Source organism: Burkholderia cenocepacia (assembly GCF_014211915.1).
GTDB lineage: Bacteria > Pseudomonadota > Gammaproteobacteria > Burkholderiales > Burkholderiaceae > Burkholderia > Burkholderia orbicola.
Genome location: NZ_CP060041.1, coordinates 910,458 through 931,234 on the forward strand (window position 1 = coordinate 910,458; position 20,777 = coordinate 931,234).

Genomic DNA, 20,777 nt, shown 5'->3' on the forward strand with positions numbered 1-20,777 from the left:
CCGCCGCACTTACGGCATCGTCGCGGGCGGCGAAGTGGAGGCGCTGCCGCCGTTCGACGCGTTCGCGGCCGGCGGCGCGCTGCCGCTGGCTGCATTGCGCTCGCTTTCGGGCAGCAGCGCGAGCCGGTTGTACAGCGTTTTCAGGCTGATGCCGAGCGCCTTGGCGGTGCGCGGCTTGTCGCCGTTGAAATGCCGTAGCGACGCGACGATGAAGCGCTGCTGCGTATGCGCGAGCGTCGTGCCGATATGCAGCGTCATCGCGTTGTGACGCACTTCCTCGCGCGGCGGCGGGCGGCGCGGCAACTGCAGCTCGATCTGCTCGTCGGCGAGGATGAACGCGCGCTCCAGCGTATTGCGCAGTTCGCGCACATTGCCGGGCCACGTGTACGCGCGCAGCGCCTTCATCGCCTGTGTCGACAGCCGTTTGCGCGTGCGGTGCCGCGCGTTCAGCCGTTCGACGATCTGCAGTGCGATATCGCCGACGTCGTCCTCGCGCTGCCGGAGCGCAGGCACGTGCAGCGCGATCGGCGCGATCCGGTAGAACAGGTCTTCGCGCAGCGCGCCGCTGCGCAAGGCCTCGACCGGATCGTGATGGGTGGCCGCGACGATCCGCACGTCGAGCGGAATCGCCTCGTGGCCACCCACGCGCACGATCGTGTTGGTTTCGAGCGTGCGCAGCAGCTTGACCTGCAATTCGAGCGGCATCTCGGCGATCTCGTCGAGAAACAGCGTGCCGCCGCGCGCGGCCTCGAACATGCCCACATGTTGTGCAACGGCACCCGTGAAGCTGCCTTTTTCGTGGCCGAACAACTGCGACTCCGCGATGTCCTTCGGAATCGCGCCGCAATTGACGGGCACGAACGGCCCGCGACGGCGCGGGCTCATGTCGTGAATGAGCCGGGCGACGATATCTTTTCCCGCACCGCTTTCGCCGACCACCAGCACACTCACGCGGGTGGCGGCGACGCGCGACACTTTCAGCAGCAGATCCTGAATTGTTCGCGAACGACCGAACAGTCGCGTGCCGTCATCGTCGGATTTCGACATGGAGTAATAACCGGGTTGGGAAGTTTTGACCGAATGTGTCGTGACCAGGTAAAAAAGGACGTGGCACACGTCGTCTTTCACGTACTCAGAATACCTTTTATACGGATTCGCCGACATTGAATCTGGCAATGCCATTTACGGCGACAGATAGATTTATTCGATGAGCGGCGAATGCACGACGTCGTTCTTCTATACTGCTAAGCACTCGTTTTCAGTGCAGGACAGCCTGTCTGCCCGTTCGTGTGCAGCGTCGAAGAGATGACGCGCATGACGCTGCACGTGCCGCGGTGCCGGCCGATGCACGCGCCGGGCCGCATTACAAGGAGCCTTGATGCCTTACGTCCTGATCGTCGAAGACGACGCCGATACGCGAACGATGCTCGCCACGCTCGCACGCACGCAGCAATTGACGTGCGATACGGCCGCGACGCTTGAAGAAGCGCGCACCCTCGTCTCGACGCATACCCCCGATCTCGTGCTGTGCGACCTCGTGCTGCCCGACGGCAACGGGATGGATCTGTTCGACGCATTGCCCAAGCGCGCACATTGCGAAATAGTATTGACCACCGGCCACGCGAGCCTCGAAACCGCGATCGACGCATTGCGCCGCGGCGCGACCGATTACCTGGTGAAGCCGCTCAACATGCAGCGGCTGAACAGCATCTTCGCGCGCGTGCCGCGCACGACCGCGCTGCATGAGGAAATCGCCGAGTTGCGCTCGGAATTGCAGCGCCTCGGCCGTTTCGGCCGCATGCTGGGCAGCTCGCCCGCGATGCAGGCCGTGTACGACGCGATCGGCCGCGTCGCGCGCACCGAAGCGTCGGTGCTGCTCACCGGCGAGTCGGGCACCGGCAAGGAACTTGCCGCGCAGACGGTGCACGACTTGAGCCTGCGCCGCCGCGGCCCGTTCCTCGCGGTGAACTGCGGCGCGATCGCCGCGAATCTCGTCGAGAGCGAGATGTTCGGTCACGACCGCGGCAGCTTCACCGGCGCGGAACGCCAGCACAAGGGCTTCTTCGAACGCGCGGACGGCGGCACGCTGTTTCTCGACGAAATCACCGAGATGCCGCTCGAATCGCAGGTCAAGCTGCTGCGCGTGCTGGAGACCGGGCGCGTCACGCGGCTCGGCTCGACGCGCGAGATCGACGTCGACGTGCGCATCGTCGCCGCGACCAATCGCGACCCGGAAGCCGCGATGGCGGACGGCAAGCTGCGGCCCGACCTGTTCCACCGGATCAACGTGTTCCCGATTCCGCTGCCGTCGCTGCGCGAACGCGGCGACGATATCCCGATGCTCGCCGACGCGTTCCTGCAGCGCTACAACGAAGAGAGCGGCCGCAACCTGCGCTTCTCGCCGGCCGCCCGCGAAGCGCTGAAGACCTACGAATGGCCCGGCAACGTGCGCGAGCTGCGCAACTTCGTGCAGCGCGCGAGCATCTTCACCGACGCCGACGTGATCGACACATTGCCGCCGCCGATCATGGACGAGTTGTCCAGCATGGTCGATTCGCATGAAGATCGCGTGACGGTGCCGTTCGGCACGCCGCTCGAGGAAGTCGACCGCAAGCTGATCCTCGGCACGATCGCGCAATGCGGCGGCGTGAAGGCGCAAGCGGCCGAGGTGCTCGACGTCAGCCTGAAGACGATCTACAACCGGCTCGCGCAACTGGAAGACGAAGCGGAGAAGCCGGATTCCTGATGCCGCTACGACCGCGCTCATGTTTCCGTTCCGGCCTCGCGGCGCGTATCGCGCTCGAGGCGGCGGCGCATGCGTTCGACGTGCGGCGGGATCGTGCGTCGTTCGCGCAGGATCCATGGCAGGCCGGCGAACGTGCGTACGATCGCGCGTTCGCGGCGCAGCAGCGGCAGCATGCGCAGGGTATGCCGCCACGCGGCCGTGGCCGGCCACCTGAGCCACGCGGTCCACACCGCGTTGCGGGCAGCGGTGCGCGCGCGCGTGGGCCGGTCGCGCTGCAGCGACGGGTAGTGATGGACGGTCAGGCGCGGTGCATACACGAGCCAGTGTCCCGCGCGATACAGGTCGAGCGCGAGCAGCGCTTCCTCGCCGCCGAGGAAGTAGTGCGGATGGTAGCCGCCCGCGCGCATGAACGCGTCGCGCCGGAACGCGGTCGCGCCGGCCAGCAGCCCGAGGATCGGCCGGCCCGGCAGCGCGACGGGCGCGTCGAGCGGGCTGTCGGCCATCAGCCGGCAGGTCGGGTCCTCGCGTTCGTCGGGGCCGACCAGCACGCGCGCGGTGACGGCCGCGACGTGCGGATACGCGTCGAGCAGGTTCGCGGCTTCGGCGATCGAGCCGGGCGCCCACCACGTGTCGTCGTCGCAGAACGCAACGTGGCGCGTGCGGGCGACGGCGACGCCGAGGTTGCGGCCGGCCGCGCCCAAGTTGCCCGGCGCATGCACCAGCGCGACATGCGGAAAGCGGTCGCGGATCAGCGTGGCCGTGTCGGCGTCCGCCGCGTTGTCGACGACGACGATCGCCGGCCGGTCGGGCAGCACGGACAGGTGTTCGAGCGTGCGCGCGAGTTCGGCGGCGCGCCGGCAGGTCAGCACGATCGCGGTCACGCGCGGCTCGCCCGGCGGCAGCGCGACGCGCGCGGGCGTTACGCGGACGTGACGTCGCATTCGAGCCGCCAGATCGTTTCGGGTTCGCGGAGAGCGGCACGCATATGAGGTTCCAGCAGCGTTACCTGGCTCGCGTACGCATCGACGGCGGCGGCTTTCGCGGCGACGCTGTTCGTGTCGCCGGCGGCCGGCGCCGCGACCGGATGCGCGGTCCAGCCGCGCTCCCGCCATTCGATCACGCGCCTGGCCATCAGCCCGTCGATACGGCGATACGGCACGTCCTCGTAGAAGCGCCAGACGTGCGACGGATCGTCGGCACGCAGCAGCGACAGCATGGCCGCCTGCACTTGCAGATGATCGCGGTGGAACAGGCCGGCCGGCGCGAGCACGCCGAAGCCCGGGTGCGCGTCGAGCGCCGCGGCCACGCATGTCGCGATCGCGGTCGACGTCGTCGGTACGCCGTACTGATCGTCGAGGAAATCGAGCCACACGGGGCGGGCGTCGAGCAGCGCGAGCGCGCGGCGGTCTTCGTCGCGGCGCGCGCGCACCGCTTCGTCGGCATGGCGGAAGCCCGCGCGCTGATCCCACGGGGGCGCGGGCGTGCCGTGCGGCGGGATGCCCGCGAACACGGTGACGACGATCGAGCCGGGCGCCTGCGCGAGCAGTTGCCCGCAACTGAAGACGGCATCGTCGAGATGCGGCGAGACGACGAGCCAGCGTGTCGGGTCGGGCATGGCGTGAAGTTCTCCATCGTGAGCGGCCGGGCCGCCGGTTCCGATCGGCCAGCATGCGTCGTGCCCGCGGGCGGCGCCCGCGCCGGCCGCTGTCGAGTGTCCCCGCAGGAGCGTGTCCAATGACCGAAATTGCACGGCCGCAGGCCGGAAATTACGCAACGGCCGTGATGCTGGTCGCGATCGCGACCGTGTTGCAGACGCTCGCGATCCGGTTCGGCGGCGTGAATCTGCCGTTCGTGCTGTATTACCCGCTGCTCGCCGGCGCCGCGTGGGCGACGTCGTTCGTGTTCGGCATCGTGTCGACGGTGGTCAGCGGGCTGCTCGTCTGGACGCTGTTCCTGTCCGATCCGGCCGCCTATACGACGCCGCTGCCCGACCGGCTCGTGCAGCTCGGCACGTTCATCCTGATCGGCGCGCTGGTGTGCGCGGTCGCGTCGCTGCTGCATCACACGCGGCTGACGAACGATCGCGCGCGCCGACGCGAGGCGGCCGCGCGCCGGCAGTTCGAGGCCGTGCTGCGCGCCTTGCCGCACGGCGTGATCGCGACCGACCCGAACGGGCGGCTCACCTATCTCAACGCGGCCGCGGCCAAACTCGTCGGCTGCCGGCCGGACGAGGCGGTGGGGCTGCCGGTGCGCGACGTGCTGCGGATCGTCGATCACGAAGGCCGCCGCGTGCCGACCACGCCGCTCGACCATGCGCTCGGCGGCGCCGAGGCGACGTCCGACCGGCACTGGCTGCAGGCCGGCAGCGGCGAGCCGGTGCCGATCGTCGCGGTCGCGTCGCCGATCGGCGATGCGGAAGGCAACCTGGACGGCGCGGTGCTGCTGTTGCGCGATGCCGGCGCGGACCGCGCGCGCATCGATGCGTCGCGGCTCCAGCATGCGGTCGTCGAGGCGTCGCCGGACGCGATCGTCGGGATCGACGCCAGCGGCCGCATCGCGAGCTGGAACGCGGCTGCGCAGCGGCTCTTCGGCTACGACGAGGCCGACGCGCGCGGCCGCAGGTTCGACACGCTGATCGCGCGGCGCTGGCTGCGGCTCAATCCGCTCGCCGACGCGTTCGACGCGATGCAGGAACCGGTCGGGCCGCTCGAACTGTTGTGCGTGCGGCGCGACGGCCGGCGCTTTCGGGCGACGGTGTCGGCGTGCCCGGTGCAGGGCGACGCGCGGGCGTGCGTCGCGCTGTCGCTGACGCTGCGCGAGACCGGTGCGCAGCGTCGTCGCGACCTGCGGGCGCAGCGCTCGCTGCAGGGCGCGCGCGATGCGCGCGATCAGGCCGATACGTCGAACCGGCTGAAGGACGAGCTGCTGGCCACGGTGTCGCATGAATTGCGCACGCCGCTGAACGTGATCTACGGGTGGATCGAGGTGCTGCGCAACACGGGCGACCACGCGTTGCAGCATCAGGCGATCGACGCGATCGACCGCAGCGCGCGTTCGCTCACGCGGATGGTCGGCGACATTCTCGATGCGTCGTCGCTCGCGACCGGCAAGCTGCGGCTCGACGCGACGCCGGTCGACGTCGTGCGGTTGTTCTCCGATCAGGTCGGCACGTTCCAGACCGCCGCCTCGTCGGCCGGCATCATGCTCGCATTCGACTGCGACGCGTCCGCGTGCATCGTGTCGGGCGATGCCGAGCGGTTGCGGCAGATGCTGTCGAACCTCATCTCGAATGCGATGAAATTCACGCCGGCCGGCGGCAGCGTGACGGTCGGCCTCGCGCGCGACGGCACGCAGGTGGTGCTGACCGTGGCCGATACGGGGCAGGGCGTCGCGACCGAGTTCCTGCCGTACGTGTTCGACATGTTCCGCCGCGCGGACGATTCGCCCGCGTCGCCGCGACGAGGGCTCGGTCTCGGCCTGTCGATCGTGCGACATATCGCGCAACTGCACGGCGGCAGCGTGAGCGTCGCGAGTGCGGGCCGCGATCGCGGCACGACGTTCACGGTGACGCTGCCGGCCGGCTGGCAGCCGGCCGGCGCGATGGCGTGGAGCATCGCGCAGGCGCGCGGTCGGCACGAGGCGCTCGTGCTCGACACGCAGCGCATCCTGATCGTCGACGACGACGCGACCACGCGGGCCAGTCTCACCGCCGCGCTGACCACGTTCGGCGCGGCGGTCGCGATCGCGTCGTCGGGCCGCGAGGCGCTCGCGATGGTGGCCGACATGCGGCCGACGGTCGTGCTGTCCGACCTCGCGATGCCCGACGGCGACGGCTTCTGGCTGCTGGAGGCGTTACGGCGCGGCGCGACGAACGGCGACAGCGGCCCGCTCGACGTGCGCGTGCTGGCCGTCACCGCGCACGCTGGCCTCGCCGACGAACGCCGCGCGCTGGAGGCCGGCTTCGACGGCTACCTGTGCAAGCCGGTCGACGTGCGCGAACTGGCGCACAAGATCGCGCACGTGACGAAGCGCGACGGCTGACGCACGTCGCGCTTCGGTTGCTTCGGTCGCGTCAGCCGCGTCACGTCGTCGGCGCCGGCCGGTTCTGCGTGTGGACCTGGGCCAGCAGATGCGACGCGATGCGCGTGCTGCGCACGAGGTCGCCGGGCGCGTGGTGCGTGACCTGGCGCTGAATGAAGTAGCGCGCGGTGTGCGCGAGCCCGTTCGCGAACGTCGTCGTCGCGCGCCAGCCGAGCCGCTTCTGAGCGGCCGCCAGATTCGGCCGCCGCTGGCGCGGATCGTCGGACGGCAGCGGCCGGAATTCGATCGGCACGTTGGCGCCGACGATCCGCACGACTTCCCGCGCGACGTCGATCATCGCGATCTCCACGTCGCTGCCGAGATTGACCGGCTCGCTCGCATCCCCCGGTTCATCCATCAGCCGGATCAACGCATCGACCATGTCGTCGACGTAGCAGAACGAGCGCGTCTGCTTGCCGTCGCCGTAGACGGTCAACGGCTGTTCCGCGAGCGCCTGCGTGACGAAGTTCGATACCACACGCCCATCGGCCGGGTGCATGCGCGGGCCGTAGGTGTTGAAGATCCGCGCGATCCGCACGTCGATGCCGTACTGGCGGTGATAGTCCGCGAACAGGGTTTCCGCGCAGCGCTTGCCTTCGTCGTAGCACGCGCGGATGCCGGTCGGATTGACGCGGCCGCAATAGTGCTCGTCCTGCGGATGCACGTCGGGGTCGCCGTACACCTCGCTCGTCGACGCCTGCAGGATGCGCGCCTTCACGCGTTTCGCGAGGCCGAGCAGGTTGATCGCGCCGTGCACGCTGGTCTTGGTCGTCTGCACGGGGTCGCGCTGGTAGTGAACGGGCGACGCCGGGCACGCGAGGTTGTAGATCTCGTCGACTTCGACGTAGAGCGGAAACGTCACGTCGTGCCGCATCAGCTCGAAATTCGGCGCATCGAGCAGGTGCGCGATGTTGTCCTTCGTGCCCGTGTAGAAGTTGTCGACGCACAGCACGTCGTGGCCGGCCGTCACGAGGCGTTCGCACAGATGCGAACCGAGAAAGCCGGCGCCGCCGGTGACGAGGACGCGTTTTCGGTCGTAGCCCTTCATTACGTATTCTCCTTGCGGTGTGCGAGCACGCCTCGCGTGGTGGCGACCGGCGTGCGCCGGCCGGTGCCGGCCGACGTGCCGGCGCGCTGCGCGTGGGCGACGTCGCGGTAGATGTCGACGAGCCGGTCGGCGACGCCTTGCCAGGTGTAGAAGCGATGCGCGCGCAGGTAGCCGGCGCGGCCGAGCGCCGCGCACAGGTCCGGTTGCGCGCGCAGTTGCACGAGGCGCGCGGCCAGCGCGGCCGGGTCGCGCGGCGGGACGAGATAGCCCGTCGTGCCGTCGTCGACCGTCGTGCGGATGCCGCCGACGTCGCTGCCGATCACCGGCGCCGCGCACGCCATCGCCTCGACCGGCGTGATGCCGAACGGCTCGTACCACGGTGTCGTCACGAACACGTCGGCCGCGCTGTAGTACAGGTGCAGCGCATCGCGATCGCGCCGGCCGACGAAGGTCACGCGGTTCGCGATCCCGAGTTCGTGCGCGAAGGCGGCGAGCCGAGCGAGTTCCGGGTCGCGCGCGGGGTCGGGCGTCGGCTGGCTGCCGCCGACCACGTACAGGTGTGTCGGCCGATGCGGATCGCGCGGCATGCGTGCGAGCGCGTCGATCACGGTGTCGATGCCCTTGCGCGGCACGAGGCGCCCCAGTTGCAGCACGACGAACGCGTCCTGCGGCCAGCCGAGCCGCGCACGCGCATCGACGCGCGGCACCGGCCGGAATTCCCGCGCATCGAAGCCGCACGGCACGATCTCGATGCGCGCGGTGTCGGCGCGATAGTGCGTCGTCAGGTCGAGCGCATCCTGCGGGCATTCGGCGATCAGGCGGTCCGAGCGGCGCGCGAGCGTGTCCTCGATCGCGAAGCGGGCGTCGGGAAAGCCGTCGGCCGTGCCCTGGTGCAGCCGCCGCACGCGGCCGAGCGCATGGAACGTCGTGACGAGCGGGATGCCGAGCGCTTTTTTCACGCGCAGCGCCGCGTCGCCGGACATGAAGAAGTTCGCGTGCATCACGTCGACCGGATCGGGCTCGCGCCGCATGCGCGCGATCATGTACTGCGCGAACGGGCCCATGTACGGCAGCAGCTGCTCCTTGGGCACGTCGGTCGGCGGGCCGGCTGGCACGTGGATCACGCGCATGCGCGGGCCGATCGACACGACTTCCGGCAAATGCGGATTGTCGCAGCGGGTGTAGACGTCGACGTCCAGGCCGCGCTCCGCGAGCTGCTTCGCGACGTTCGCGACATAGATGTTCTGACCACCGGCATCGACGCCGCCGATCACCCCCAGCGGCGACGCATGTTCACTGATCAACGCAATTCTTTGCATGGTATTGTTCCCGGTATCGGGGCCGCGCACACGGGCCACCCTTGTTGGTCGCTCGGCAATCGGCATGCCCGCCGGATTGCGGGGAAAACCGCTTCCCGGTGTGCCGAAAAAATTACAACGCGTTGGATGAAAGGGCGTCTGATCGCTGTGGCGCGCTGGCATGCGGCGCACGCGGCGCGGCACGCGACTTGCGCGCCTCCCTTTTACCTGCCGGCTTGTCCGGCTTGACGAAAGGAGGTCACGATGAAGGTATCCCCGCTGCAAGCCCGCTCCCCGCGAATCCGCCGTCAACGCGCGCTGCGCACCGGCATGGCGGTCGCGATCGCCGCGGCCGCCGCGTGCATGGTCGTCGCGCCGAACGCGGTCGCCGCCGGCGACGACGGCACCGCATCGTCATCGACGTCGTCGTCGCATTCGAGCACCGGCACGAAGATCCGCGACGCGACGATCACGACCAAGGCGAAGGCCGAACTCGTCGGCACGAGCGGCCTGTCGGCCGGCGACATCCACGTGAAGACCCGGCACGGCACCGTGACGCTCACCGGCAGCGTGCCCGACGAGCAGCAGCGCACGCAGGCCGTCAGCGTCGTGAAGCAGGTCGAAGGCGTGCAGGGCGTGCGCGACCAGTTGACCATCCGGCCCAAATAACCGCGACGCGACCGTCACAGGAGTCCAGCGATGAACTGCATGCTCAAACCGGTCGGCGAACAGACGATCGTGATTACCGGCGCGACGAGCGGCATCGGTCTCGTCACCGCGCGCAAGGCGGCACGGCGCGGCGCGAAGCTCGTGCTGTTCGCGCGCAACGAGGAAGCGTTGAACACGCTGTGCGAGGAAATCCGCCAGCACGGCGGCCTCGCGGTGCCGGTCGCCGGCGACGTCGGCAATGTCGAGGACCTGCAGCGCGCGGCCGCGGCGGCGGCCGACACGTACGGCGGCTTCGACACCTGGATCAACAATGCCGGCGTGTCGATCTTCGGCACGGCGGCCCAGGTGCCGCTCGAGGATCAGCGCCGGCTGTTCGACACCAACTACTGGGGCGTCGTGCACGGCTCGCTCGTCGCGGCCGACCATTTCCGGCGCAAGAGCGATTTCCACGGCGGCGCGATCATCAACATGGGCAGCGAGGCGTCCGACGCGCCGGTGCCGCTGCAAAGCGCGTACGTCGCATCGAAGCACGCGGTGAAGGGCTTCACCGATTCGCTGCGGCTCGAGATGGAAGCGGACCACCTGCCGGTGTCCGTCACGCTGATCAAGCCGGCCGCGATCGACACGATGTTCGTGATGCACGCGAAGAACTACATGAACGTCGAGGCGAAGCTGCCGCCGCCGATCTACGACCCCGATCTGGTGGCCGACGCGATCCTGTTCGCGGCCGCGCATCCGCGCCGCACGCTGTTCGTCGGCGGGGCCGCCAAGTTGACGTCGGCGAGCGCGTACCACGCGCCGCGCCTGTTCGATCGCCTCGCGGCCACGCTGTTCTCCCGCGGCCAGCGCACGGTGCGCCCCGCGCGGCCGCGCGACGACAACGCGCTGTACGACTCGCGCCACGCGCTGCACGAGCGCGAAGGCATGGAAGGGCCCGTGCTGCGCAGCTGTGCGTACAACTCGGTGGTGCAGCGGCCGAAGGTCGCCGGCGCGGTCGCGCTCGGCGCGGCGGCGCTGGTGTTTGCCGCGTTCGCGCGCGCGCGCCGGCAGTCCGCGTGATTTCGTTCATTTTCCAAGGAGGCTTTCATGACATCCCGACAACATACGGGCCACGAATACAGCCACTCGCGCGCGCACGAAGGCGAGCGCACGCAGCAGGACCACGACAAGGGCGGCCATCAGACGGGCCACGGCAAGCCGCCGAGCCCGGTCGACGTGCAGAAGGCGCTGAAGGGAATGGACTACCCGGCGAGCAAGTCGGACGTCGTGCAGTGCGCGGAACGCTCGCATGCGGACCCGGCGGTGCTCGACATGCTGCGCAAGATTCCGGAGCGCGAGTACGACACGCCGGCATCGGTATCGAAGGAACTCGGGCGGCTGATGTGAGCGTCGCCCCGTCGCGCCGCGTGCTTGCGCGCGCGGCGCATCCACCACGAGGAGCACGACCATGGCGATGATCGTCGCAGGCCGTTTCACGACGTTCGATGAAGCGGAAGGTGGGGCGCGTCACCTCTACGAGCGCGCGTTCAGGCCGGACGACGTGTCGATCTTCTTCCTGAACCCCGGCGGCCAGCACGCACGCTTCCCGATCGGCGGCGACGTGTATGCCGACACGGCGGCCAAGCCCGGCGGACGCGGCGCGATGGTCGGCGCGATCCGCGGGCTGCTGATCGGCGTCGTCCTCGGGTTGATCGTCTATGCGCTCGGCCTGCGCTACTGGTTCGTGCCGGCCGCCGCCGCGCTGGCCGGCGCCTATCTCGGCGCATTCGGCGGCGCGCTCGGCCGCATGCGCGGCGAGCAGGCCGAAGGCAAGGGCACGCTCGCGCAGAGCGAGACCGGCGTGATCCTCGCCGCGCGCGTGACGCCCGACACCGCGACGGCCGCCGAAGACGTGCTGCGCGCGACCGGCGCGAAGTCGATCGAGCGCGTCGAAGGCGACTGGCAGGACGGCGAATGGCGCGATTTCGATCCGGTGCGCCGGCCCGACGAAGCGCCGTCCGGCGGCCCGCGCTGACCACGCCCTTTTTCCAAGCGCTTGCAACGCCAACCGTAAAAACACGGCCGCCGTGCGCGGGCCGGCGTGCGCCGCGCGCGGCACGCCGCTTGCGCAGCATCGGCGGCACCTGTTCAAGGAGGAACCCATGACCACCGCACAGACTCCCCCGCCGCAAAAACAGACGCAGCAGCCGGGCACGGAGCGCGACATGCATCCGAAGCCGCGCGACGAGGCGGCCGACTACGTCGGCAGCGGCAAGCTCGCCGGCAAGGTCGCGCTGGTGACGGGCGGCGACAGCGGGATCGGCCGCGCCGTGGCGGTCGGTTTCGCGAAGGAGGGCGCGGACGTCGCGATCGTCTACCTGAAGGAATCCGACGACGCCGCGCACACGAAGCAACTGATCGAGCAGGCCGGCCGACGCTGCGAGGCGATCGCGTGCGACGTCGGCGATCGCCGGCAGGCGCGCGATGCGGTCGCCCGCACGGTCGAGCGGCTCGGCCGGCTCGACGTGCTCGTGAACAACGCGGGCGAGCAGCATCCGCAGCCGGGCATCGAGGACGTGTCCGAGGAACAGCTCGAACGCACGTTCCGCACCAACGTATACGGGATGTTCTTCTGCACGCAGGCCGCGCTGCCGCACCTGAAGGAAGGCGGCCGCATCGTCAACACGGCGTCGGTCACTGCTTATCACGGCAGCCCGAAATTGCCCGACTACTCGGCGACCAAGGGCGCGATCGTCGCGTTCACGCGCTCGCTGTCGATCGAGCTGGCCGAACGCGACATCCGCGTGAACGCGGTCGCGCCGGGGCCGATCTGGACGCCGCTGATTCCGTCGACGTTCACGCCCGAGCAGGTCGCGAAATTCGGCTCGAACGTGCCGCTCAAGCGGCCGGGCCAGCCGGACGAATTGATCGACTGCTACGTGCTGCTCGCGTCGGACGGCGCGAGCTACATGACCGGGCAGACGCTGCATCCGAACGGCGGCTCGATCGTCGGCGGCTGATGGCCGTTTCCACGCAAGCACCAGGAGAAAGCTGATGAGACAACCCAACTGGACGATCGCGGCGCTCGCCGCCGGCGTGCTCGCCGTGTCGGGGCTTGCTCGCGCGCAGATGCCGAGCGAGCCGCCCGCATCGAATGCGCATGTGCCGGGCGGCGTGATCAACCCGTCGTCGGGCGCTGGCGCCGCCGGGGACCCCGGCATCGCGAAAGCGCCGAAGGGCACCGACGCGGAGTTCGTCGACAAGGCCGCGATGGCCGGCAAGGCCGAAGTGCAGGCAAGCCAGCTCGCGCTGAAGCAGGCGCAGTCGGCGGACGTGCGGGCGTTCGCGAAACGGATGGTCGCGGATCACGGCAAGGCGAACGCGAAGCTCAACGAAATCGCCGCGCGCAAGGGTATCAAGCCGCAGGTCGAACAGATTTCCGATCCTGACGTGGAGGCGCTGCGCGGCAAGAGCGGGCACGACTTCGACACCGCGTATCTCGCGGCGGCCGGCCCCGATGCGCACCAGAAGGCGGTCGCGTTGTTCGAGGACGAAGCGCGCGACGGCAAGGATGCGCAACTGCGCGCGTTCGCCCAATCCACGCTGCCGACGCTCAAGCATCACCTGAGCATGGCGCAGACGCTCGCACGCAAGGTGGGCACGCAATAACGCGTGCCCGGTTCCACCCCTGGGCCGCCCATGCGGCCCGCTTTTTCGGAGAAGCAGTCATGGCCCAACGGCAATCGAAGCACGAAGGTATCCTCGAACTGCTCTGCCAGGCATACGAGACCGAGCTTGGCGGCGCGCAGATCTACGAGGCCGCGCTCCAGTGCGCGACCGACGAGGACCTCCATAAGGAATGGGAGAAGTACCATCGCGAGACGCTGCATCACCAGGAGGTGCTGCGCAAGGTATTCGAAACACTGGGCCTCGATCCGGATGCGCAGTCGCCGGGGCGCGCCGCGGTGGCGGCAACCGGCAAATCGCTCGTGCAGGTGATCCAGCAGGCGAAGAAGCAGGCCGACCCGGCGGTCGCGCAGGTCGTCGCGGCCGAGTGCGTGGTGCTGGCCGAAACCAAGGATCACCTGAACTGGGAGCTGATCGGCTACGCGGCTGATCAACTGCCCGACAGCGATGCCGCGAAGGCGCTGAAGGCCGCGCACGACGAGGTCGAGGCCGACGAGGACCATCACCTGTATCACACGCGGGGCTGGGCGCGCGAAATGTGGATCGAGTCGATGGGCTTCAAGGCGGTGCTGCCGCCGCCGGAGGAAGTGAAGAAGGTGGAGTCCGCGGCCGATGCGGCACGTGCCGAGCGCTCGCGCGGCAAGATGATGTAACACCCGGGCGGGCGTGCCGCGCGCGGCGCGGCCGCCCGCTTGCCGGTCCATCAGGTTGCGTACGCAACCTTATGCACGTCCCCCGCTTCAATCCCTCACGTCAGCACATCGACGATCATCGTCACCACCGACACCGCCATCAGCGCGACCGCCAGCCAGCCGAACATTTTCGATACCGGCCCGCTGCCGGGCTGTCCTGCCGCATCGCGCTGTTGCGACAGCAGCATCACCAGCACGAGCATCGGCACCGCCGCGACGCCGTTGAGCACGGCGCTCCAGTACAACGCGCGGATCGGGTCGATCGGGCTGAAGCAGATCGCGATGCCGACGATCACGCACAGCGCCAGCACCGTGTAGAACGCGGGTGCGCGCCGCACGGGCTCGTTCAGCCCTTCGCGAAACCGCCACGCTTCCGCGCAACCGTAGGCGGCGCTGCCCGCGAACGCGGGAATCGCGAGCAGCCCGCAGCCGACGATGCCGAACGCGAACACCAGGAACGCGGCTTCGCCGGCGATCGGCCGCAACGCCTCGGCGGCCTGCGCGGTGCTGCCGATGTCGTGCCGGCCGTGCGCGAAGAACACGGCCGCGCCGATCACCATGATGCAGAACGACACGGCGTTGGTGACGATCATGCCGGTCCACGTGTCGAACGTGATGCGCTGTTCGGTCTCGCTGCGCGTGTTGCGCTCGCCGTTCTGTTGCTCGGCCGTGGTTTCCTCGACTTCGAGCGCGGCCTGCCACACGAACAGGTACGGGCTCAGCGTCGTGCCGAGCACGGCGACCGCGGTGGTCGCATAGTCGTGCGTGAAGGCGATGTGCGGCAGCACGATCGCGTGCAGCAGGTTGCCCCAGTCGACGTGCACGAAGCCGAGTTCGAGCACGTACGCGATCAGGCCGAGCGTCATCCATTTGAGCCAGCGCGCGTAGCGTTCGTACGACAGCATCACCTGCAACGCGAGCGATGCGATCCCGTAGAGCGGCGCATACCAGTAGCTGCGGCCGCCGACGACGAGCGCCGTCGCGTCGCCCATCGCCGCGAGATCGGCGCCGACGTTCACGACGTTGACGATCACGACCATCCCGATCAGCATCTTCGCGACGCGCTCGGAATAGTGCTGACGGATGCCGGCCACGAGCCCTTCGCGATTGCGTCGCCCGATGAACGCCGACGCGAGCTGCACGGCCACCATCATCGGCAGCGTGACGACGATCATCCACAGCATGTTGAAACCGAACTGGCTGCCGGCCTGCGCGTAGACGGCGACGTTGCTCGGATCGGCATCCGACGCGCCCGCGAGGAGGCCGGGGCCGAGCCGCCGATACCACGGTTTCGCGGCGGCCGGCGGCGCCTCGGCCGCCGGCTGCGCGTCTTCGTCGAGTCCGCTCATCCGGCATCCCCGTGCGTCGGGCGCCCGCCGCCGTGGCGCCGCTCGCGGGCGAGGCGCGACGCGGTGCGCAACGCGTCGACCAGCGTGCGGTATGCATGCTCGCGGGAATCGGCGCCGCGCGTGCGCAGCACGTACGAAGGGTGATAGGTCGCGACGACGAGCCGGCCGTCCTCGGTGCGCACCGGAGCGCGCGTGCGCTCCAGCGTCGCGTCGTTGTCCTGCAGCACCGCGCGCAGCGCCGTCGCGCCGAGCGCGACCACCACGCGCGGCTGGACGGCTTGCAGTTCGCGCTCGAGCCAGTAGTGGCACGCCGCCACTTCACGCTGCGCGGGTGTCTTGTGCAGCCGGCGCTTGCCGCGCGGCTCCCATTTGAAGTGCTTGACCGCGTTCGTCAGGTAGACATGCGCGCGTTCGATCCCGGCTTCGTCGAGCGCGCGGTCGAGCATGCGGCCGGCCGCGCCGACGAACGGCAGGCCGGCGCGGTCCTCCTGGTCGCCCGGCTGCTCGCCGACCAGCATGATCGGCGCGTCGACGGGCCCGGCGCCCGGCACCGGCTGCGTCGCGTGTTCCCACAGCGCGCAGCGGCGGCACGCGTCGAGCGTGGCCGGGGCATCGTCGTCGAGCGGCTGCCGCGTCGGCGCCTGGCGGTCGGGCGTTTTGCGCGTCATGCGGCATCTCCGGCGCAGGCCGGACGGGCGGCACGCTGCCGTCGCGCGGAACATGCCGGCGCTCGTGCTGTCGCACGCGCATTGGGAAGCACACCGGACGATCGAAGCCGCATCGTGCGCATGAAAGACTCCTGTGTCGAGGATGCGAGCAAGGCAGCAACCGGCATGCCGCATGCAGTCGGCATGGGCGCGCGCCTTGCGTGGCAGGCCGGTCCAACGACAGGAGAAGCACGATGCAACTCGACCCCGGCGACGATCCGGCCGCCGACGACGTGCTGCTGTGGCGCGCGCCCGACAGCGTGCCGCGCCGTCCGCGCCGCGTGCTGGTCGTCGACGACTATCGCGATGCGGCGGATGCGCTGCGCCTGCTGCTCGAGGCGCGCGGCTTCGAGTGCCAGGTCGCCGACGACCCGTTCGCCGTGTGCGACGTCGCGCGCGACTGGCAGCCGTTCGCGGTCGTGCTCGACATTGCGATGCCGGGCCTCGACGGGCTGCAGCTCGCGGCGCGGCTGCGGCGCGATCCGCAAACGTCGGACATGCTGCTCATCGCATGCAGCGGGCTTGCGTCGCGGCGCGATTGCGAACGGGCGAAGGAAGCCGGCTTCGACGCGCACTGCGCGAAGCCGCTGACGCCGCACCGGCTGCTGGGCTACCTCGAATCGGCGAGCGGCGGCGCCATGAAGCCGGACGGGGACGTTACACGACCCTTGTAAAAAGGCTGACGGCGCGCGGGGCGCGGCCGCTCACGCGCCGGTGCGCGGCGCGGCGCGCGCGCTCGAGCGGCCGGCCGCGGCGGCCAGCGCGCCGGCCAGCAGGAGCAGCGCGGCGCTCAGTGCGAAGGTTGCCCGGTAGCCGTGCAGGTCGAATAGCAAGCCGCCCGTCGTCGCACCGAGCGTGATCGCCAGTTGCACGACCGCCACCATCAGCCCGCCGCCGGCCTCCGCATCATGCGGCAGCGTGCGCGCGAGCCAGGTCCACCAGCCGACCGGCGCCGCCGTGCCGAGCAGGCCCCACAGCGCGAGCAGGCACGCGGTGGCCGCGGTCGACGCGCCGAAGCCCGTCAGCGCGACCGCGATCGCGGCCATCAGCAGCGGCGTGGCGACGAGCGTGCGGTGCAGCCCGTATTTGAGGACGCCGCCGATCAGCGCGGTGCCCGCGACGCCCGCGACGCCGATCACGAGCAGCATCAGCGACAGCGTGGTCGTGCCCACGTGGGTGACGGTTTCGAGGAACGGGCGCAGGTAGGTGAACAGCGCGAACTGGCCCATGAAGAACACGCCGACCGCGGCCATGCCCCATGCGACCGGCCGCCGGGCCAGCAGCGCCGCCGCGCCGACGCGCGTGCGCGGCGGCGCGGACGGCATCGCCGGCAGGCTGACGAGCTTCCAGCCGAGCGCGAGCGCGGCGACCGGCACGACGCAGAAGAACGCCCAGCGCCAGCCGACGATCGCGCCGAGGAAGCTGCCGAGCGGCGCGGCCACGACGGTCGCGAGCGCGTTGCCGCCGTTCACGATCGCCAGCGCGCGCGGCACCTGGCGGTCCGGCACGAGACGCATCGCGGTCGCGGCGGACATCGACCAGAAGCCGCCGATCGCCACGCCGATCAGCGCGCGGCCGGCGATGAACGCCCCATAGTTCGGCGCGAACGCGACGACCGTGCCGGACACGATCGTCAGCAGCGTCAGCGACAGCAGCAGGCGCTTGCGATCGCAGCGCCCGGCGAGCGACGCGATCAGCAGGCTCGTCACGAGCGCGAACGCGCCCGATACGGAGATCGCCTGGCCGGCCTGGCCTTCGCTGACGTGCAGGTCGCCCGCGATCGGCGTGAGCAGGCTGACCGGCATGAATTCGGACGCGACCAGCGCGAACGCGCCGAGCGACATCGCGAGGACGGCGCCCCACGCGGCGGTATGGCCCGGCGCGGCGCCGCACTCGGGCGTGGAAACGGATTGCATGACGGAAATCGGAGCGAACGGGGCCGGTCGCGGGCTCAGTCGCAATGCGCGGCCGTGTCGCGGCCGGCCAGATGCGTGCGCGCGTCGTCGTTGCGGGCGGCCTCCACCTTGATGGCGGCGGCCTGCGCGTCGTCGACCCACGTGCGCGGATTCATGCGGGCGGGATTGAACCCGGCGGCCGAGTAGCGAACCATGTCCTCGCGAACCTGCTCGCGGGTGAGGCCCGACGCGGATTGCGCGAGCAGCGGGGTGGACGCGACGAGCGCGGCGACGGCGGTAACGGTGGCGAAAAGACGGGTATTCATGGCGTGTGATTCCGGAAAGCGGGAGGCCGGCGTGCCGGGCGGGAGCGCGGCGCGACGGGTCGATGGCTTCGCAGTCTAGCGAGTCGTCCGGCATCGATTAAGTAGCACGGCGCGCTTGGACTTATTAGCTAAACCGATGAATCGCCGCCGGCGATGCTACGATTGGCGCTCGTCCCGACCGGAGCCTTTCGACATGGCGCGCGAAAATTTCAACGATCTGCTCGTCTTTCTCGCGGTGGCCCGCGATCGCAGCTTCACGCGCGCGGCCGCGCGGCTCGGCGTGTCGCAGTCGGCGCTGAGCCAGACCGTGCGCGATCTCGAAGCGCGGCTCGGCGTGCGGTTGCTGGCGCGCACGACGCGCAGCGTGTCGACGACCGAGGCCGGCGAAGCGCTGTTCAATGCGGTGGCGCCGCGCATCGACGAGATCTCGGCGCAACTCGCCGCGCTGTCCGATTTCCGGGACAAGCCGGCCGGCGTGGTGCGCATCACGGCCACCGAGCATCCGATCGACACGGTCATCTGGCCGAAGCTGCGGGCCGTGCTGCCCGACTATCCGGACATCCGCGTCGAGCTGTCGGTCGACTACGGGTTGTCGAATATCGTGGAGGAGCGCTACGACATCGGCGTGCGGTATGGCGACCAGGTGGCGCAGGACATGATCGCGGTGCGCATCAGCCCGGACATCCGGATGGCAATGGTCGCCGCGCCGTCCTATCTCGACGGCCGCAAGCCGCCGAAGAAGCCGCAGGATCTGCTCGACCACGACTGCGTGACGCTGCGGCTCGCGACCGCGAAGGGCATCTACGCGTGGGAATTGAAGAAGGGCAAGAACGCGATCCAGGCGCGCGTGAACGGCCGGATCACCTGCAACACGCAGCCGCACCTGCTGCAGGCGGCGCTCGACGGCTTCGGCATCGCGTTCGTCACCGAGGACATCGCACACGCGCATCTGCGCAGCGGCGCGCTGCGGATCGTGATGCCGGACTGGTGCCCGGTGTTCCCCGGTTATCACGCGTACTATCCGAGCCGCCGCCAGGCGTCGCGCGCGTTTTCGGTCGTGATCGACGCGCTGCGGCATCGGTCGTAGCGCACGGCGTCCGGCGCCGGCGCGGCGCGGGCCCCACGCGCGGATAGAAAAAGAACGCCCCGCGCGGGGCGGGGCGGGTCGAACGGATGCGCCGGCGAACCGGCGCGCGTCAGAGGTGGTCAGTGACGGCCGCGCGTGCGCGGATCGTTGAGGTCTTCGGTCGGATCGGTCAACCCGAGCTCGTCGCCGGCACTCCAGTACGGCGTGCTGCCGTAGAACTCGTGCAGTGGCTCGGCCCATTGCGGATCGGCCATCGCCGGCCAGTGGTCCTTGTCGAACCCCGGCGCATTGCGAATCCGCTCGGACGATACCGACAGCAGGAAGCACTTGCGTTCGGTATCGAGCGTCAGCGCGCTCCACGGAATCGCGTGCAGCTTGTCGCCGATGCCGAGGATGCCGCCGCTCGACAGCACCGCATACGCGATGCGGCCGGAGCGCACGTCGAGCATGATGTCCTTGATCTTGCCGACATCGTCGCCGTCGGTCGTATAAACCTTGTCGCCTTCCAGCGTATCGGCTGCCATCACGTCGGGGCCGGGGCCGGCCGCCGTCGCGGCGCCCTTGCCGATGATGCGGGTCTGACCTTGATCGGGAGTCTGCATGGTTTCCTCCAGGCTGTGTGGGGCGCGACCGTGCCCGGGGCCGGGCCCTGCGGGTCGCGCGGGTGGGCGCGGCGAAGCGGAAAACCGCTCCGTCACGTCTGTTTCGGTTGCGACACGCCTTCGAGCGTGTTCGCCACGTCGTCGCGCTCGGGGCTGGCCGTGCGCGTCGCGATGTCGGCGAGCGACAGCATGCCGACCAGTCGCTTGTCGTGATCGACGACCGGCAGCCGGCGCAGTTGCGCGTCGGCCATGTAGTGCTGGATCTCGTCCAGCGAATCGTCGTCGAAGCACCATTCGATCGGGCCGGACGCGACCTCCTGGATGCGCGTCTCCGGCGGCTTGCCGGCCGAGATCGCGCGCACCGCGAGATCTCGGTCCGTCACCATCCCGACCAGCCGGTTGTTGTCGCACACGGGCAGCGCGCCGATGTCGTAGCGCTCCATCAGTTGAGCGGCGTGACGGATCGAGTCGGTCGGTGCGATCCGCACGACGTCCTGCGACATGATTTCGTTGACGCGATGCATGAATTTCTCCTTGCGGGTTGAGGGTGAAGCAATGTGCCGATGCGGCTGCCGTGTTCCAGCAAACCGCATGCCGTGCAGCCGCGGCCCG

At 69.7% G+C, this 20,777-nt stretch carries 22 protein-coding genes; 11 read left to right on the plus strand and 11 right to left on the minus strand.

What is annotated here, in order from left to right:
• Positions 1-9: 9 nt before the first annotated feature.
• Positions 10-1,047, minus strand: a complete 1,038-nt coding sequence (locus tag SY91_RS33280; RefSeq protein WP_041489210.1) for a sigma-54 interaction domain-containing protein — start codon at positions 1,045-1,047, stop codon at positions 10-12.
• A gap of 331 nt (positions 1,048-1,378) precedes the next feature.
• On the opposite strand from SY91_RS33280, the gene SY91_RS33285 reads away from it, so the two are divergent.
• On the plus strand, positions 1,379-2,746 hold the full coding sequence (locus SY91_RS33285; RefSeq protein WP_080323330.1) for a sigma-54-dependent transcriptional regulator: 1,368 nt from the start codon (positions 1,379-1,381) through the stop codon (positions 2,744-2,746).
• Positions 2,747-2,763: 17 nt separating this feature from the next.
• Here the strand turns inward: SY91_RS33285 and SY91_RS33290 are convergent, their stop codons facing one another.
• Both SY91_RS33290 and SY91_RS33295 read right to left on the minus strand, forming a co-directional pair.
• Positions 2,764-3,687: a glycosyltransferase family 2 protein gene (locus tag SY91_RS33290; protein ID WP_105797983.1), complete on the minus strand. Its 924-nt coding sequence runs from the start codon at positions 3,685-3,687 to the stop codon at positions 2,764-2,766.
• Positions 3,666-4,361, minus strand: a complete 696-nt coding sequence (locus tag SY91_RS33295) for a PIG-L family deacetylase (RefSeq protein WP_105797984.1) — start codon at positions 4,359-4,361, stop codon at positions 3,666-3,668. Before SY91_RS33295 ends, SY91_RS33290 begins: the two co-directional genes overlap by 22 nt.
• 119 nt (positions 4,362-4,480) lie before the next feature.
• On the opposite strand from SY91_RS33295, the gene SY91_RS33300 reads away from it, so the two are divergent.
• Positions 4,481-6,787 (plus strand): ATP-binding protein, encoded by a 2,307-nt coding sequence (locus tag SY91_RS33300; RefSeq protein ID WP_105797985.1) that lies wholly within the window; start codon positions 4,481-4,483, stop codon positions 6,785-6,787.
• A 40-nt stretch (positions 6,788-6,827) separates the two neighbouring features.
• Here SY91_RS33300 and SY91_RS33305 read toward each other — a convergent pair whose 3' ends face one another.
• Both SY91_RS33305 and SY91_RS33310 read right to left on the minus strand, forming a co-directional pair.
• Entirely contained in the window at positions 6,828-7,874 is a 1,047-nt protein-coding gene (locus tag SY91_RS33305; protein WP_011545578.1) for a UDP-glucuronic acid decarboxylase family protein, read from the minus strand.
• A complete protein-coding gene (locus SY91_RS33310; RefSeq protein ID WP_023475735.1) occupies positions 7,874-9,193 on the minus strand; it encodes a glycosyltransferase family 4 protein in 1,320 nt (439 codons plus the stop codon). Before SY91_RS33310 ends, SY91_RS33305 begins: the two co-directional genes overlap by 1 nt.
• A 243-nt stretch (positions 9,194-9,436) precedes the next feature.
• On the opposite strand from SY91_RS33310, the gene SY91_RS33315 reads away from it, so the two are divergent.
• The 7 genes from SY91_RS33315 (at position 9,437) to SY91_RS33345 (ending at position 14,160) form a co-directional block, all read left to right on the plus strand.
• Positions 9,437-9,841, plus strand: coding sequence for a BON domain-containing protein (locus SY91_RS33315; protein ID WP_023475737.1), 405 nt, complete (start codon positions 9,437-9,439; stop codon positions 9,839-9,841).
• Between the two features lie 30 nt (positions 9,842-9,871).
• Complete coding sequence (locus tag SY91_RS33320) at positions 9,872-10,900, plus strand: SDR family oxidoreductase (RefSeq protein WP_012336603.1); 1,029 nt, start codon at positions 9,872-9,874, stop codon at positions 10,898-10,900.
• A gap of 27 nt (positions 10,901-10,927) precedes the next feature.
• Positions 10,928-11,227, plus strand: coding sequence for a DUF2795 domain-containing protein (locus SY91_RS33325; protein WP_011545574.1), 300 nt, complete (start codon positions 10,928-10,930; stop codon positions 11,225-11,227).
• A gap of 61 nt (positions 11,228-11,288) precedes the next feature.
• Positions 11,289-11,855: a hypothetical protein gene (locus tag SY91_RS33330; RefSeq protein ID WP_023475738.1), complete on the plus strand. Its 567-nt coding sequence runs from the start codon at positions 11,289-11,291 to the stop codon at positions 11,853-11,855.
• A gap of 127 nt (positions 11,856-11,982) precedes the next feature.
• Positions 11,983-12,840 (plus strand): SDR family oxidoreductase, encoded by an 858-nt coding sequence (locus tag SY91_RS33335; RefSeq protein WP_011545572.1) that lies wholly within the window; start codon positions 11,983-11,985, stop codon positions 12,838-12,840.
• A gap of 34 nt (positions 12,841-12,874) precedes the next feature.
• The gene (locus SY91_RS33340; RefSeq protein ID WP_011545571.1) at positions 12,875-13,489 is read left to right on the plus strand and encodes a DUF4142 domain-containing protein; all 615 of its coding nucleotides are present in this window, start codon (positions 12,875-12,877) and stop codon (positions 13,487-13,489) included.
• A 59-nt stretch (positions 13,490-13,548) separates the two neighbouring features.
• The gene (locus SY91_RS33345; RefSeq protein WP_011545570.1) at positions 13,549-14,160 is read left to right on the plus strand and encodes a hypothetical protein; all 612 of its coding nucleotides are present in this window, start codon (positions 13,549-13,551) and stop codon (positions 14,158-14,160) included.
• A gap of 95 nt (positions 14,161-14,255) precedes the next feature.
• Here SY91_RS33345 and SY91_RS33350 read toward each other — a convergent pair whose 3' ends face one another.
• The gene (locus SY91_RS33350; RefSeq protein ID WP_105797988.1) at positions 14,256-15,548 is read right to left on the minus strand and encodes an NRAMP family divalent metal transporter; all 1,293 of its coding nucleotides are present in this window, start codon (positions 15,546-15,548) and stop codon (positions 14,256-14,258) included.
• Positions 15,545-16,216, minus strand: a complete 672-nt coding sequence (locus tag SY91_RS33355) for a UdgX family uracil-DNA binding protein (protein WP_043887247.1) — start codon at positions 16,214-16,216, stop codon at positions 15,545-15,547. The genes SY91_RS33350 and SY91_RS33355 overlap by 4 nt, the downstream gene beginning before the upstream one ends.
• Before the next feature lie 233 nt (positions 16,217-16,449).
• Here SY91_RS33355 and SY91_RS33360 point away from each other — a divergent pair, with 233 nt between their 5' ends.
• A complete protein-coding gene (locus tag SY91_RS33360) occupies positions 16,450-16,929 on the plus strand; it encodes a response regulator (RefSeq protein ID WP_011545567.1) in 480 nt (159 codons plus the stop codon).
• Positions 16,930-16,959: 30 nt separating this feature from the next.
• On the opposite strand, the gene SY91_RS33365 is transcribed toward SY91_RS33360, so the two are convergent.
• Both SY91_RS33365 and SY91_RS33370 read right to left on the minus strand, forming a co-directional pair.
• Entirely contained in the window at positions 16,960-18,171 is a 1,212-nt protein-coding gene (locus SY91_RS33365) for an MFS transporter (protein WP_185921483.1), read from the minus strand.
• Between the two features lie 35 nt (positions 18,172-18,206).
• Complete coding sequence (locus SY91_RS33370) at positions 18,207-18,476, minus strand: DUF4148 domain-containing protein (protein ID WP_011545565.1); 270 nt, start codon at positions 18,474-18,476, stop codon at positions 18,207-18,209.
• A gap of 193 nt (positions 18,477-18,669) precedes the next feature.
• On the opposite strand from SY91_RS33370, the gene SY91_RS33375 reads away from it, so the two are divergent.
• Positions 18,670-19,563: a LysR family transcriptional regulator gene (locus tag SY91_RS33375; protein ID WP_011545564.1), complete on the plus strand. Its 894-nt coding sequence runs from the start codon at positions 18,670-18,672 to the stop codon at positions 19,561-19,563.
• A gap of 119 nt (positions 19,564-19,682) precedes the next feature.
• On the opposite strand, the gene SY91_RS33380 is transcribed toward SY91_RS33375, so the two are convergent.
• Positions 19,683-20,165 (minus strand): PRC-barrel domain-containing protein, encoded by a 483-nt coding sequence (locus SY91_RS33380; RefSeq protein ID WP_023477789.1) that lies wholly within the window; start codon positions 20,163-20,165, stop codon positions 19,683-19,685.
• Positions 20,166-20,257: 92 nt separating this feature from the next.
• Entirely contained in the window at positions 20,258-20,689 is a 432-nt protein-coding gene (locus SY91_RS33385; protein ID WP_011545563.1) for a CBS domain-containing protein, read from the minus strand.
• Positions 20,690-20,777 lie beyond the last annotated feature (88 nt).

Bases quoted from the DNA above. Each gene is read 5' to 3' on its own strand.
- SY91_RS33280 (WP_041489210.1), bottom strand. From the start codon at position 1,047: ATGTCGAAATCCGACGATGACGGCACGCGACTGTTCGGTCGTTCGCGA.
- SY91_RS33285 (WP_080323330.1), top strand. From the start codon at position 1,379: ATGCCTTACGTCCTGATCGTCGAAGACGACGCCGATACGCGAACGATG.
- SY91_RS33290 (WP_105797983.1), bottom strand. From the start codon at position 3,687: ATGCGACGTCACGTCCGCGTAACGCCCGCGCGCGTCGCGCTGCCGCCG.
- SY91_RS33295 (WP_105797984.1), bottom strand. From the start codon at position 4,361: ATGCCCGACCCGACACGCTGGCTCGTCGTCTCGCCGCATCTCGACGAT.
- SY91_RS33300 (WP_105797985.1), top strand. From the start codon at position 4,481: ATGACCGAAATTGCACGGCCGCAGGCCGGAAATTACGCAACGGCCGTG.
- SY91_RS33305 (WP_011545578.1), bottom strand. From the start codon at position 7,874: ATGAAGGGCTACGACCGAAAACGCGTCCTCGTCACCGGCGGCGCCGGC.
- SY91_RS33310 (WP_023475735.1), bottom strand. From the start codon at position 9,193: ATGCAAAGAATTGCGTTGATCAGTGAACATGCGTCGCCGCTGGGGGTG.
- SY91_RS33315 (WP_023475737.1), top strand. From the start codon at position 9,437: ATGAAGGTATCCCCGCTGCAAGCCCGCTCCCCGCGAATCCGCCGTCAA.
- SY91_RS33320 (WP_012336603.1), top strand. From the start codon at position 9,872: ATGAACTGCATGCTCAAACCGGTCGGCGAACAGACGATCGTGATTACC.
- SY91_RS33325 (WP_011545574.1), top strand. From the start codon at position 10,928: ATGACATCCCGACAACATACGGGCCACGAATACAGCCACTCGCGCGCG.
- SY91_RS33330 (WP_023475738.1), top strand. From the start codon at position 11,289: ATGGCGATGATCGTCGCAGGCCGTTTCACGACGTTCGATGAAGCGGAA.
- SY91_RS33335 (WP_011545572.1), top strand. From the start codon at position 11,983: ATGACCACCGCACAGACTCCCCCGCCGCAAAAACAGACGCAGCAGCCG.
- SY91_RS33340 (WP_011545571.1), top strand. From the start codon at position 12,875: ATGAGACAACCCAACTGGACGATCGCGGCGCTCGCCGCCGGCGTGCTC.
- SY91_RS33345 (WP_011545570.1), top strand. From the start codon at position 13,549: ATGGCCCAACGGCAATCGAAGCACGAAGGTATCCTCGAACTGCTCTGC.
- SY91_RS33350 (WP_105797988.1), bottom strand. From the start codon at position 15,548: ATGAGCGGACTCGACGAAGACGCGCAGCCGGCGGCCGAGGCGCCGCCG.
- SY91_RS33355 (WP_043887247.1), bottom strand. From the start codon at position 16,216: ATGACGCGCAAAACGCCCGACCGCCAGGCGCCGACGCGGCAGCCGCTC.
- SY91_RS33360 (WP_011545567.1), top strand. From the start codon at position 16,450: ATGCAACTCGACCCCGGCGACGATCCGGCCGCCGACGACGTGCTGCTG.
- SY91_RS33365 (WP_185921483.1), bottom strand. From the start codon at position 18,171: ATGCAATCCGTTTCCACGCCCGAGTGCGGCGCCGCGCCGGGCCATACC.
- SY91_RS33370 (WP_011545565.1), bottom strand. From the start codon at position 18,476: ATGAATACCCGTCTTTTCGCCACCGTTACCGCCGTCGCCGCGCTCGTC.
- SY91_RS33375 (WP_011545564.1), top strand. From the start codon at position 18,670: ATGGCGCGCGAAAATTTCAACGATCTGCTCGTCTTTCTCGCGGTGGCC.
- SY91_RS33380 (WP_023477789.1), bottom strand. From the start codon at position 20,165: ATGCAGACTCCCGATCAAGGTCAGACCCGCATCATCGGCAAGGGCGCC.
- SY91_RS33385 (WP_011545563.1), bottom strand. From the start codon at position 20,689: ATGCATCGCGTCAACGAAATCATGTCGCAGGACGTCGTGCGGATCGCA.